This is a genomic window from Xanthobacter sp. SG618 (assembly GCF_012932745.1).
Lineage (GTDB): Bacteria > Pseudomonadota > Alphaproteobacteria > Rhizobiales > Xanthobacteraceae > Xanthobacter > Xanthobacter flavus.
This window is the reverse complement of record NZ_JABBHL010000003.1, coordinates 428,585-440,988: the sequence shown is the minus strand read 5'-3', so window position 1 is coordinate 440,988 and position 12,404 is coordinate 428,585. Positions and strand designations below refer to the sequence as shown.

The 12,404-nt window shown below is 71.5% G+C and carries 14 protein-coding genes; 10 read left to right on the top strand and 4 right to left on the bottom strand.

The features are described from left to right. The first annotated feature begins 52 nt into the window (after positions 1-52). The 4 genes from FHT36_RS11430 (at position 53) to FHT36_RS11415 (ending at position 4,207) form a co-directional block, all read left to right on the top strand. Positions 53-979 carry a GGDEF domain-containing protein gene (locus FHT36_RS11430; RefSeq protein ID WP_169122617.1) on the top strand — a complete coding sequence of 309 codons (927 nt, stop codon included), beginning with the start codon at positions 53-55 and terminating at the stop codon, positions 977-979. 140 nt (positions 980-1,119) lie between these two features. Next, a complete protein-coding gene (locus tag FHT36_RS11425; RefSeq protein ID WP_169122616.1) occupies positions 1,120-2,055 on the top strand; it encodes a sensor domain-containing diguanylate cyclase in 936 nt (311 codons plus the stop codon). A 381-nt stretch (positions 2,056-2,436) separates the two neighbouring features. After that, positions 2,437-2,931, top strand: a complete 495-nt coding sequence (locus FHT36_RS11420) for a hypothetical protein (protein WP_169122615.1) — start codon at positions 2,437-2,439, stop codon at positions 2,929-2,931. After that, positions 2,837-4,207 carry a DNA-packaging protein gene (locus tag FHT36_RS11415; protein WP_169122614.1) on the top strand — a complete coding sequence of 457 codons (1,371 nt, stop codon included), beginning with the start codon at positions 2,837-2,839 and terminating at the stop codon, positions 4,205-4,207. Before FHT36_RS11420 ends, FHT36_RS11415 begins: the two co-directional genes overlap by 95 nt. A gap of 3 nt (positions 4,208-4,210) precedes the next feature. Here FHT36_RS11415 and FHT36_RS11410 read toward each other — a convergent pair whose 3' ends face one another. After that, positions 4,211-4,486, bottom strand: a complete 276-nt coding sequence (locus tag FHT36_RS11410; RefSeq protein WP_169122613.1) for a hypothetical protein — start codon at positions 4,484-4,486, stop codon at positions 4,211-4,213. A 210-nt stretch (positions 4,487-4,696) separates the two neighbouring features. Here FHT36_RS11410 and FHT36_RS11405 point away from each other — a divergent pair, with 210 nt between their 5' ends. The 6 genes from FHT36_RS11405 to FHT36_RS11380 all read left to right on the top strand — a co-directional run bounded on the left by FHT36_RS11405 (position 4,697) and on the right by FHT36_RS11380 (position 9,359). Next, positions 4,697-5,206, top strand: a complete 510-nt coding sequence (locus FHT36_RS11405; protein ID WP_169122612.1) for an HPP family protein — start codon at positions 4,697-4,699, stop codon at positions 5,204-5,206. A gap of 261 nt (positions 5,207-5,467) precedes the next feature. Beyond that, positions 5,468-6,631 carry a phage portal protein gene (locus tag FHT36_RS11400; protein ID WP_169122611.1) on the top strand — a complete coding sequence of 388 codons (1,164 nt, stop codon included), beginning with the start codon at positions 5,468-5,470 and terminating at the stop codon, positions 6,629-6,631. Between the two features lie 492 nt (positions 6,632-7,123). Continuing rightward, positions 7,124-7,312, top strand: coding sequence for a hypothetical protein (locus FHT36_RS11395; protein ID WP_169122610.1), 189 nt, complete (start codon positions 7,124-7,126; stop codon positions 7,310-7,312). A 27-nt stretch (positions 7,313-7,339) separates the two neighbouring features. Further along, positions 7,340-7,546 carry a hypothetical protein gene (locus FHT36_RS11390; RefSeq protein WP_169122609.1) on the top strand — a complete coding sequence of 69 codons (207 nt, stop codon included), beginning with the start codon at positions 7,340-7,342 and terminating at the stop codon, positions 7,544-7,546. A gap of 3 nt (positions 7,547-7,549) precedes the next feature. Beyond that, a complete protein-coding gene (locus FHT36_RS11385) occupies positions 7,550-8,047 on the top strand; it encodes an HK97 family phage prohead protease (protein ID WP_024277865.1) in 498 nt (165 codons plus the stop codon). 25 nt (positions 8,048-8,072) lie between these two features. Then, the gene (locus tag FHT36_RS11380) at positions 8,073-9,359 is read left to right on the top strand and encodes a phage major capsid protein (protein ID WP_169122608.1); all 1,287 of its coding nucleotides are present in this window, start codon (positions 8,073-8,075) and stop codon (positions 9,357-9,359) included. A 73-nt stretch (positions 9,360-9,432) separates the two neighbouring features. Here the strand turns inward: FHT36_RS11380 and FHT36_RS11375 are convergent, their stop codons facing one another. From FHT36_RS11375 to FHT36_RS11365, 3 genes are all read right to left on the bottom strand, one after another. Continuing rightward, the gene (locus tag FHT36_RS11375) at positions 9,433-10,329 is read right to left on the bottom strand and encodes a GyrI-like domain-containing protein (protein ID WP_169122607.1); all 897 of its coding nucleotides are present in this window, start codon (positions 10,327-10,329) and stop codon (positions 9,433-9,435) included. A 78-nt stretch (positions 10,330-10,407) separates the two neighbouring features. Beyond that, positions 10,408-11,274, bottom strand: coding sequence for a lytic transglycosylase domain-containing protein (locus FHT36_RS11370; RefSeq protein WP_246702165.1), 867 nt, complete (start codon positions 11,272-11,274; stop codon positions 10,408-10,410). A gap of 1 nt (position 11,275) precedes the next feature. Further along, complete coding sequence (locus FHT36_RS11365; RefSeq protein WP_169122606.1) at positions 11,276-12,040, bottom strand: trypsin-like serine protease; 765 nt, start codon at positions 12,038-12,040, stop codon at positions 11,276-11,278. Between the last annotated feature and the right edge of the window lie 364 nt (positions 12,041-12,404).

Here is a 12,404-nt window from a genome sequence, read left to right as displayed (position 1 = left end):
CCGGGATCGTTGCGCCCCCAAACGGCCAAGCATCAGGTATAATGCTTGCAGTATGATCCTTGTCCCCGACCAGCTCGCTGCCCTCTACGACGCCACGCAAGTGCTGGTGGCGGCGTACGATTCCTTCGATCGCCTGCGCTATGCCAACGCCGCGTTCCGGGCCGCCTTCTTCCTGGCGCCGGGGGAGGAGGTCACCTGGGCGGAGATCATGCGCCGCAACCATGCCGAGCGGCGGGGCACCATCATTGCCGCGCCCGACTTCGACGCCTGGCTGGTCTCCACCTCCTCGCGTCGCGGCAAGGTGCCCTACCGCTCCTTCGAGACCGACCTTTATGACGGCCGCTGGCTGCTGATGACCGAGAGCGTCTCCGCCTCCGGCTGGATGCTCTGCATCGCCAGCGACATCACCACCCTCAAGGCGGACGGGCGGGATGTACGGCAGGCCCGCGACCGCGCCATCAAGGAGGCGCAGACCGACGACCTCACCGGCATCGCCAACCGCCGCTTCATCACCGCGCGGGTGGACGACATGCTCGCGCCGGGCGCGCTGGGCGGGGCGCTGTGCGTGCTGGACCTCGATAATTTCAAATATATCAACGATCTGGTCGGCCACCTCGCGGGCGATGCGGTGCTGCGCGACTTCGCCGCCCGCATCAACGGCCTCATCCGCCGCAAGGATTGCTTCGGCCGCATCGGCGGCGAGGAGTTCGTGCTGGTGCTGCCGCAGACCTCGGCGGCGGAGGCGGTGCTCATCGTGGAGCGGATGCTCTCGCTGGTGCGCCAGTCGCGGCCGCTGCCGCAATGGCCGGATTTCGCCTACACCTTCTCCGCCGGCATCGCCACGGGCGGGCCGGGCACCACCTTCACCGATCTCTATGGCCGCGCCGACCGCGCGCTCTACATGGCCAAGATGGGCGGCCGCAACCGCATCCAGGTGGACGGCGAGGCGCCGCCCGCCGTCATGGCCGCACGGGGCTAGGGCAGGGGCTCTAAGGCAGCCGGGGACCCGGCGCGCTCAAGCTTCCGTTTCACCCGAAAGCAGGCGGCAGGAAAGCAGGCAGCAGGTGCTACAAAACCACTGCCCGTCGCGCCTGCTCTTGCAGTATGCTCCGCCCGGCCATGTTCGACATCCGTGACTTCGGAAATGCGGGCGCCGAAGACGGCGTGCCCGACCTCTTGACCCGCATGCGCGCCCTCTACGAGGCGACGCCGCTGCTCGTCGCCCTTTACGACCCCACCGACCGGCTGCGTTACGCCAACCCGGCCCTGCGGGCCACCTTCGGGATTCCGGAGGGCGATCTCCCCACCTGGGAGGAACTGGTCCGGCGCAGCCATGCGGCGGGGACCGGCATCATCATCAAGGCCGACGATTTCGAGACCTGGCTCGCCTCCGCCAAGTCGCGTCGCGGCAAGATGCGCTTCCGCAGCTTCGAGACCGATCTCAAGGACGGCCGCTGGCTGCTGGTGAACGAGACCATGGACGCGGACGGCTGGATGCTCACCGTGGGGGTGGAGGTCACCTCCTTCCGCGTCGATACGCGCGACATCCGGCAGGCCCGCGACCATGCGCTCCGCGCCGCCCATACCGACGAACTGACCGGCGTCGCCAACCGCCGCTTCGCCATCCATCGCGCCAACGAGATGATGGCGCCGCACGGCCCCGGCGGCGCGCTCTGCGTCATCGATCTCGACAATTTCAAGCATGTGAACGACCGCTTCGGCCACCAGACCGGCGACGATCTGCTGCGCGCCTATTGCGCCCTGATGGTCGCCGCCATCGGCCGCGCCGACTGCTTCGGCCGGGTGGGGGGCGAGGAATTCATGCTTGTGCTGCCGCAGACCGACCTCTCGGACGCCGAGCGCCGCGTCTGCGACCTCCTCGCCCGCGTGCGCGCCTCCCGTCCGCTGCCGGCTCTGCCGGACTTCACCTACACCTTCTCGGCCGGGCTCACCTTCACACCCCCCGGCGACACCTTCTCCGAAGCCTACGGCCGCGCCGACCGCGCGCTCTATCTGGCAAAGCTGGCGGGGCGGGACCGTGTGATGCTGGGGTGAGGGAAAGATTTTGGGATTTTAGTCCTTGACAGCGGTGCGCTGCCTGGGTATCTTTTCCCCATGTTCGAGACGTGTGCCTGACGGCCGAGGCCGGCGGCATGGCCCCAGACAGGCCGTCATGGCCGGGCTTGTCCCGGCCATCCACGTGGTGGGGCCGGGCGCCAGTTCTCGGCCATCTTCCCCATCGGATCGACGTGGATGCCCGGCACGAGGCCGGGCATGACGGCGGTGGGGGGCGGACGTCCTGCCGAACAGGCGCACCGCTCATTTCCTCCTCATCTCGGGGGTCCAGCCATGGAGCAGCCTCACGGCAGCGCCGTGCCATCCGCGCGTCCGGCGCGGGGGGCGTTGGCGCGGCGGCTTTATCTGGAGGGGGCCAGCATGGCGGAGATCCGCCGGCAGACCGGCCTCTCCAGCGCCGGCGTCTATTACTGGATCGACCGCGAGATGGGGCCGGACGGCACCTTCCTCTTCAATCCCGTGCCGCGCCGCACCGCCCATCCCGCGGGCGGGCAGCCGGCGAAGGCGCGCACGGAAAAGCCGTCCCGCACCCCCTCCGGCAAGCCGGACCGGCGCGGCCTGCTCAAGCGGCTGTGGCGGGCGGCGGAGCGGCAGATCAACGAGATCGAGGACCGCCTCGCCCGCGCCGCCGACCCCAGTGAGGCGCCGCGCCCCGAACCCGAGAAGGATGCCCGGGCGCTGGCCGTGCTGGCGCGCACTTTGCGCGAACTCACCGCGCTCGAGGCCGAGGCGAAGAAACGGCGCAAGGCGAAGGACCAAGATGGCACCGTCCGAGACCTCGACACCTTCCGCCGCGAGCTTGCGCGCCGCCTTGATCGCCTGCGCGAAGGAGGGGACGGCCCGGGCGTTTCTTGAGAGCCTGCCCGAGGAAGACGCCGGCCGCCTCCTCGCCGACTGGGCCCTGTGGGCGCGGCCGGACCAGCTTCCGCCCCTGGAAGCGCAGGGCGGCGGGCCGTGGTCCACCTGGCTGGTGCTGGGCGGGCGCGGGGCCGGCAAGACGCGGGCCGGCGCCGAATGGGTGCGCGGCCTCGCCTCCGGCACCGCGCCCTTCGCGGCGGCTCCCGTGAGCCCCATCGCGCTCATCGCCGAGACCATGGCCGATGTGCGCGAGGTGATGGTGGAGGGCGTCTCCGGCGTCCTCGCCGTTCATCCGCGCGGCGAGCGTCCGCGCTGGGAGTCGACGCGCCGCCGCCTCGTCTGGCCCAATGGCGCGGTGGCGCAGGGCTTTTCGGCTGAGGATCCCGAGAGCCTGCGCGGCCCGCAATTCGCCGCCGCCTGGCTGGACGAGCTGGCGAAATGGAAGCGCGGCGAGGCCACCTTCGACATGCTGCAATTCGCGCTGCGCCTCGGCGCCCAGCCCCGCCAGATGGTGACCACTACGCCGCGCCCCACCGCGCTGCTGCGCCGCCTCCTCGCCGATCCCGCCACGGCGGTGAGCCGGGCGAAGACGGCGGACAATGCCTTCCACCTCGCCCCCACCTTCCTCGGGCAGGTGATGTCCCGCTATGGCGGCACCCGCCTCGGGCGGCAGGAGCTGGACGGCGAGATCATCGAGGACCGGCCGGACGCGCTGTTCTCCCGCCCCCAATTGGAGGCGCTGCGCGAGGCCGAGGCCCCGCCGCTCGCCCGCATCGTGGTGGCGGTGGACCCGCCCGCCTCCTCCCGCGCCGGCGCCGATTCCTGCGGCCTCGTGGCGGCGGGCGTCGATGGGGCGGGGGTGGTGCATGTGCTGGCCGACGCCACCGCGCAGGGCCTGCGCCCGGCGCAATGGGCGGCGAAGGCGGTGGCGCTGTTCCACCGCTTTTCCGCCGATCGCATCGTCGCCGAGGTGAACCAGGGCGGCGAGATGGTGCGTGCCGTCATCGCCGAGGTGGACCCCGCCGTGCCGGTGGAGCAGGTGCGCGCCACGCGCGGCAAATTCCTGCGCGCCGAGCCGGTGGCCGCCCTCTACGAACAGGCCCGCGTCCGCCACGCCGGCGCCTTCCCGGAGCTGGAGGACGAGATGTGCGACTTCGGCACGGATGGCCTCTCCTCCGGCCGCTCGCCCGACCGGCTCGACGCGCTGGTGTGGGCCGTGACGGCGCTGGCGCTCGGCCCGAGGGCCGGCGCGCCGCGGGTGCGGGGGCTTTAGGCCTCAGCTGCCGGCCACGATGCCGCCGACGGGAATCTCCACCTGCACGCACAGGCCGGTGACGCTTTGTCCGGGCGCGAAGTCCGGCCATCGCTCGTTGCGTTTCAGGCTGGCGCCGAGGCAGCCGCGTTCGCTGCGGAAATAGCCGACGATCTGCTGCGAGGTCTCGGTGGTGACGAACCGGGCGCCGGCATAGGGGCCGCCCGCATAGCCCATGGCGGATGTCGCCGCGGGCTGGACCGTGGTGGTCGTGACGATGAGGACCAGGGCATAGAGCATAACGCCCTCCCGATCTGCTCCCAACCCACGGCCCGCATTCATTCTACGCCTGTGCTGCCCCAGCGCGAACCGGTTTGTTGGCGCCTTTCCGGTGACGACGCTTGCGTGGCATCCAGAATACGTCCATCATGTGCCTACAAATGAGGCTGCATGACAGTGTTGTGTGCAGACATTTGCCTTCCCTTGGCCCTCTCTGCCCCGTCTGGAGCCATGAGACATCATTGGAAAGCATTTTTCGCACGGCATGAGCCCCATTGCGGCTCCGTCCAGGTCGGGCTGAAGTCCGGCGCGGGCGGCATGCTCGGCATGGGCCTTGTCGGTGGCGCCGCGGCCTTCACCAGCCTTCCGCTGCTCATCGCGCCGTTCGGCGCGAGCGCGGTGCTGCTGTTCGGCCATCCCTCCTCGCCGCTAGCGCAGCCGGCCAATGTCATCGGCGGCTATGCCCTGTCGGTCACGGTGGGCATCGTCTTCGCCTTGCTGTTTCCCGGTGCCTGGTGGGCGGCGGCTTTGGGGGTGGGTCTCGCCATCCTCGCCATGCTGCTGCTGCGCGTTTCGCATCCGCCCGCCGGCGCCGTGCCGGTGCTGATGGCGGCCTCGCCCATCGATCCGTTCGAATTGTCCGGCATCGTCATTGCCGGCGCCATCTGCCTGGTGGCGGTGGCGAGCCTCTATCACCGTCTGCCGCCGCGCCATCACGATTATCCGCGCCGAGCGGGCTGACGCCCTTTTGCCCCGTCGCGCCGGCTGACGCCCTGTTGCCCCATCGCGCCGACTGACCACCTGTTCGCTGCGCCGGCTGATGCCGGTCGCCGTTTCGCGCATCGTCTGACGCCGGCCGCCCCGCCGGCCATCCTGTGGCCTGCAGCCGGTTCGCCGGTTCGCACCCTCCGGCCGCTCCCTGATCCGCACGTCCCGCAGAAGCCCCGGTCTGCGCGGATGAGCGGCCTTGGGGGGCGGCCGTTTTCATTTCGGAGCCCCCTCATGCTGGCAAGCCTCCTCGCCCCCTTCCGCCGCGCGCCCGAGGAGGCCAAGGCGAGCCGCACCGGGCGCCTCATCGCTCTGCTCTCCGCCGGCCGGCCGCGCTGGACGCCCCGCGACTATGCCTCGCTGGCCCGCGAGGGCTATGCCCGCAACGCCATCGCCTATCGCGCCGTGCGGCTCATCGGCGAAGCGGCGGCCACCGTGCCGCTGGTGCTCACGGTGAATGGGCGCGAGCACGACACCCACCCCTTCCTCGATCTCCTCGCCCGGCCCAACCCGCGCCTCACCCGCGCGGCGCTGTTCGAGGCCATCGGCTGCCACCTGCTGGTGGCCGGCAACGCCTATGTGGAGGCGGTGGCCCTCGAGGGCGCCGTGCGCGAGCTGCATCTGCTGCGGCCGGACCGGGTGCGCGTGGTGCCGGGGCCGGACGGCTGGCCCGAGGCGTTCGACTACACGCTGGGCGCGCAGACCGTGCGCATCGCGCAGGACACGTTGGTGCCCGGCGCCGACGTGCCGCCCATCCTGCACCTCTCCGCCTTCAACCCGCTGGACGACCATTACGGCTTCGCCCCGCTGGAGGCCGCGGCGCAGGCGCTCGATCTCCACAATGCGGCGAGCGCCTGGAACAAGGCGCTCATCGACAACGCCGCCCGGCCCTCCGGCGCCCTCGTCTATGGCGGCACGGGCGCGCTCACCGAGGAGCAGTTCGAGCGGCTGAAGGGCGAGCTGGAAGCCTCCTTCCAGGGCGCGGTGAATGCCGGCCGCCCGCTGCTGCTGGAAGGCGGGCTGGACTGGCGCCCGCTCTCCCTCTCGCCCAAGGACATGGACTTCGAGGCCGCCCGCAATTCCGCCGCGCGGGAAATCGCGCTGGCCGTGGGCGTGCCGCCCATGCTGCTCGGCATTCCCGGCGACAACACCTATGCCAACTACGCCGAAGCCAACCGCGCCCTGTGGCGCCAGAGCGTGGTGCCGCTGGTGCGCCGCGTGTGCGACGCCCTCGCTTTGTGGCTCGCCCCGGCCTTCGGCGGCGGCCTGACGCTGGTGCCCGACCTCGACCAGATCGAAGCCCTCGCCGCCGAACGCTCGGAGCTGTGGGCGCGGGTGGGGGCGGCGGACTTTTTGAGCGACGCGGAGAAGCGGGCGGCGGTGGGGTATCAGGGGTAGGGTGCCGCTCGAAATTCTGCGCACCGCTTTTATCGCCCCGCTCCCCGCTGATCCGGGCGCGAGCGTGCCGTTCTCCTCTCTCCCCTCGCGGGAGAGGGCCGGGGGTGAGGGGGCTGGCGTCGTAATCCCAACCTTCGGGCAAACGGCGACACACCCCTCACCCCAACCCTCTCTCGCAAGGGGAGAGAGCGTTCAAGCAGCGCCTTCGGCGGTCTTTTGCGCTGGGCCCCGGCTCGCATTCCGCTGACGCTCCATGCGTCCGGGGCGCGAGGTTCGCGCACGCTTTCGCTCCGCGCCGTCCTCGCCGGATAGGCCTCCCTCTCCCCTCGCGGGAGAGGGTTGGGGTGAGGGGGCTTTTTCGCCTTTTGTCCCCGCATCAGGTGGGCCGGCGCGGCTTCCCCCCTCACCCCCGGCCCCTCTCCCGCGAGGGGAGAGGGGAGAGCGCCGCCACCGACATCCACTCTTCGACTTTCCGGCCATGCGAGTCCCCCCATGGATACCCTCATCCGCACCTTCGCCGAGCGGGGCGATCTCGCGCATCTGGCGCTGCTCCTGTGGGCGCTGGCGGCCACTGCCGGCCTGTGGCGGACGCTCAATGAGCTCGCCCGCGCCAATGCGCGGATGGATGAGCTGGTGCGCGAGCTCGCCCGCTTCAACGCGCGTTTCGACGACCTCTCCTGACCTCTCAACACGTCCTCGGAGACACCCATGCGATCGCCGTTCCAGAAGGCGTCCGCGCCGCGCATCCGCGCGCTCACCGGCGGCCCTGCAAACACGCCCACCAAAATCAAGGCCCGGCCGCCTGCGCCCGCCGCCCCGGCCGGCACCGTCTTTCGCGAGTTCGTGGCCACGCTGGAGCGGCTGGAAAAGAGCCGCCGCCGCAAGAAGCCCGCCGCGCCCGGCGGGGGTGCGTGAGCCATGGCGGCCTCTGATCTTCCGGCCGATGGCTACGCGATCGAGGGCTATGCCTGCCTGTTCGAGGTGCCGGACCTCGGCCGCGACCTGGTGGAGCGCGGCGCCTTCGCGGCGAGCCTCGCCCGCCAGGGCGCGGGCGGCGTGCGCATGCTCTACCAGCATGATCCCGCCGAGCCCATCGGCGTGTGGACCGACCTGATCGAGGACGGACGCGGCCTCTATGCGCGGGGCCGGCTCTCGCCCTTCGTCGCCCGCGCGCGGGAGGTGGCGGCGCTGATCCGCGACGGCGCGCTCGATGGCCTCTCCATCGGCTTCAAGGCGGTGTCGGCGCGCACCGATCCGCGCACCCGCCTGCGCCGCATCGCCCGCATCGACCTGTGGGAGGTGTCCATCGTCACCTTCCCCATGCAGCCGGACGCCCGCGTCCGGCGCCCGGCCCCTTCGCCGGCCGCCCTGCTCACGGCGGCCGCCGCCCGCCTGCGCGCCACTGCCGGCGCCTGATGCCTCTCAACAGAAGGTCTTTCCCATGTCGCTGAACATTGGCGCCCACCAGGGCTTGCCCGAAACACGAAGCATCCACCCGGGTGCTCCCGAAACCAAGGTGGCCGGTGCCGAGCAGCGCATCGCCGTCGCCGATTTCCTCTCCGCCTTCGAGGCTTACAAGGAGACCAACGACGCGCGCCTCGCGCAGATGGAGCGCCGCGGTGCCGACGTGCTCACCACCGAGCAGCTCGCCCGCATCGATGCGGCGCTGGACGCCCACCAGGCGCGGCTCGATGCCCTCGCCACCAAGGCCCGCCGCCCGGCGCTGGGCGCCGCGCCCGAGCGCACGGCCGATGCCTCCCAGCACGGCGCGGCCTTCGACACCTATGCCCGCCACGGCGAGGCCGGCGGCCTGAAGGCGCTGGAGGCGAAGGCGCTGTCCGCCGGCTCGGGTGCGGATGGTGGTTATCTCGTGCCCTACGAGGCCGAGCAGGAGATCGGCCGGCGCCTCTCCGCGCTCTCGCCCATCCGCGCCCTCGCCACGGTGCGGGTGATCGGCGCCGGCACCTATCGCAAGCCGTTCATGACGTCGGGCCCCGCCTCCGGCTGGGCGGCCGAGACCGCCGCGCGCCCGCAGACCGACAGCCCGGTGCTGGCCGAGCTGGCCTTCCCCGCCATGGAGCTCTACGCCATGCCGGCGGCGACCCAGGCGCTGCTGGACGATGCGCAGGTGAACATCGAGGAGTGGCTGGCGCAGGAGGTGGACGCCGCCTTCGCCGAGCAGGAGGGCACCGCCTTCGTCACCGGCGATGGCGTCGCCAAGCCCAAGGGCTTCCTCGCTTATACCAAGGTGGCCGACAGCGCCTGGGCCTGGGACAAGGTGGGCTATGTGGCCACCGGCACCGCCGGCGCCTTCCCCTCGGCGACGCCGGCCGATCCGCTCATCGATCTCGTCTATGCGCTGAAGGGCGGCTATCGCCAGAACGCCACCTTCGTCCTGAACCGCAAGACCCAAGGCGCCGTGCGCAAGCTGAAGGACGAGAACGGCAACTATCTCTGGGCCCCGCCCGCCGGGGTGGGCCAGCCGGCGAGCCTCCTCGGCTTCCCGGTGGCCGAGAGCGAGGCCATGCCGGACATGGCGGCCGATGCCTTCGCCATCGCCTTCGGCGATTTCCGCCGTTTCTATCTGGTGGTGGACCGCGCCGGGGTGCGGGTGCTGCGCGATCCCTATTCCGCCAAGCCCTACGTGCTGTTCTACACCACCAAGCGCGTGGGCAGCGGCGTGCAGAACTTCGAGGCCGCCAAGCTCCTGAAGTTCGCCGCGAGCTGAGGCGAACGCCCGGGAGCTGCCGTCACGGCCGGGAACAAGCCCGGCCGTGACGGCCCACAGGCAGCCGCGCGCTTCAGCCGACGGGGTGCGACCTGAGCGGCAGGAACAGGTCGGTGACGGTCTCGTGCTCCGGCACGTCCGGGAAGAAGCTCAGCCTTTGGCAGAACAGCGGGAAGTCCCCCGCCTCCTCGCCGCTGTCCGGCAGCCAGTCGCGATAGAGGAACAGCGCCGCGGGTTCGAGATCCTCGCTGTGGCCGATGACGCGCAGGACCGCGCAGCGGCCGGCGGGGATGAGGCCGGCGGCGACACCCTGCGCATTGTCCTGAATCGGGCGATGGGTGGCGGCGCACAGGTCGAGGCGGAAGTCTTCCGGGGGCGTCGTGCGCGGGTCGCTGTGGAACACCGTGAAGGTCGCGGCGACGCTGCGCCCGAGCCCCGCCGCACGCCGCCATTCGATGAAGCGCCGGACCGTCTCGTAGACGGCGGCGGGATCGCCCCGGTGGCTCATGACGGCGACCGGGGTTGCCGGAAAGTCGCGGATCTCGATATCGCCGGTGGTCCAGGTGGTCATGCGCATGGTCCTCGCATTGGTCAGCGGCGCGCAGGCCGCGCGCCAGGGTTGCCACTCGGGCGACGTCCGGAATGCCGAAGGCGACTGGTCGAACCGCTGCCGGAAGGCGCGGGCGAAGGCGTCGGGCGCATCGTAGCCCGCATCGAGGGCGACCTCGGTCACGCTGGCCCCGGCCCGGAAGGCCAGCTGATACGACGCGCGTCTCAGGCGGGCGAGCTGGACATAGCGGTGCACGGTGACGCCGAACGTCGCCGTGAACTGCCGGTGAAAGTGCGCCTGCGAGAAGGCCGCGACGGCGCTGAGCGCCTCAAGGCCGAGATCCTCATCGAGATGCCGGTCGATGTGGTCCAGCACCCGCTGCATCCTTGCCCGGTAGCGCTCGCGTGCGGCGTTGGTCATTGGCTCCTTCCCTGATGGCCCCGCCAGTGAACCGCGCCGCGGCGGCACGCGCTCGACCGATCCTGCTGTTCTTCGCCCTCAGTTGGGCAGCACCAGGCAGGCGCCCCCGGCCTTGCGGAGGCGATCGCACATCTTCATGCCCTCGGCCTTGGACTGGGCTGGCAGGCGCACGCGATAGAAGGTGCGCGGACCGCGCCCGCCCACCCGCGTGGAGATGATGACCGGTGTGAGGTCCGCGAAAACCTGCGGCGCCCGCGCCGCCTCGCGCCGGAAGGAGGCGAGGGCGATGTCGCGCGAATAATTGCCGGAGATCTGCACGCCCCAGGGCGCGAACAGAGTATTCGCCGGCTGGCCGGCGGCGGGGGCCGGCGCGCCCTTGCGCAGGCTCGCGACAGTGGCGAGGCAGGGCTCGGCCGGGAAATCCGCCGGGCCGAAGGCGGCCGTGCCCTGCTTCTTCAGCCCGGCCCAATCCTCCGCCGTGCGACCGGTGATGATGCGCACATAAGCGCGCGTCTCATTGGGCAGGCCGCCGCCGGAAAGGAAGCCGTTCACCCGCCCCGGGCCGGCATTGTAGGCCGCCGCCGCGAGGCCGAGGTTTCCGAACCGCCGGTTGAGATCGGCGATCAAGGCGGCGGACGCCGGGATGGCCGCCTCCGGATCGAACGGATCGACCAGCCCGCGCTCCTTCGCCGTGCCCGGCATGAATTGCGCGATGCCCTGCGCCCCGGCGCGGCTCACCACATCCGGCCGGAACGAGCTTTCCTGCCAGATGAGGCGGGTGAGGAAGGAGGCGGGCAGCCCCTCCTTCCCCGCCGCCGTATCGATGAGGCGGCAGATGGCGTGATCGACGGTCTCGCCGCCCGGCGATTGCGCGAGGGCGGGCGCCGCGAGCGCGAGAAGCATCAGGAGGCCGCGCCAAGCCATGTGCAGCGCGGCCGTGCGCATGTCAGAGCCCGGCAGCGGGGAGGGGGCTCCCCACGGCCTTGGCGGTGCTGGTGATCCAGTCGCGATGCAGCGACACCAGGGTGACGCCGGTGACGCCGCCGCAGCCGCGCGTGCCGCCCGGCGCCGTCGCCCAGCCGACCACGCCGGCCACCGCGCCATCGAGGAAGGCCGGCCCGCCGGAATCCCCGGTGCAGGCCCCGGCCGCGCCCTCCGGCGCGGAGAGCCGCACCATGATGCCCCCGGTGGTGCCTATGGAGGGCAGGGCGACGCTGCGCAGCGTGCCCGCGCTCTTCATCGCGCCGTCGGCGGTGACGCCGTAGCCGGCCAGCAGGAAGGTGGCGCCCTTCTCCGGCAGCCCCGAGGCCGTGCTGAGGCGGGCGACGCGGAACCGTGCGGGCAGCGGCTCGGCGAGCTTCACCAAAGCGAGGTCCGGCGTGGGACGGCGGGTCTGGAACTGGTCGGCGTCGAAGCGCGGATGCACCATCACGCGCGCCGCCGGCACCAGCTTGGGCTGGCCATCGCCGACAATGGCCACCGCATAGTCGCCGGCCGGTCCCACGCAGTGCGCCGCCGTCAGCACCAGGTCGCGGGCCAGCACCGTGCCGGTGCAGGACGCGCCGCGGGTGGAGACGATGAGCACCGTCTGCGCTGCCACATCCGCGGCCGCCGGCGCGCCGCCGACAATGGCATGGGCCGGGCCGGCGGAGAGGAGCGCAAGCGCGAGCACCAGAGACTTCGCGGTGGCGAGGAGGCGGAAAGGCTTCATCCCCCGTTTCTGCCGCCCATGGCCGGAAGCGTCAATGGCGGGCGGCTCTGCGCGCTCCTCACCCTTTGTGGGAGAGGGGCGGAAAACCAAACACCCCGTCATCGCCCGGCTTGTCCGGGCGATCCACCCCTCCGCTGGAGCGCCGTCCAACAATGCGTCCCGGCCCAACCGTGGATCGCCCGGACAAGCCGGGCGATGACGGTGCGGGGGCGGTCGCAGGAGTGGGCCGAGGGCATTCGCCGTCCTGTGCGCCGGTCCTCCCTCACCCGCAAGGGGAGAGGGAGCGCGGCTGCTAAAGCCGGGACGGTCCGCGTAGAACCCGCTCAAGCCCATCCGTTGTCATGCCCGGGCTTGTCCCGGGTAT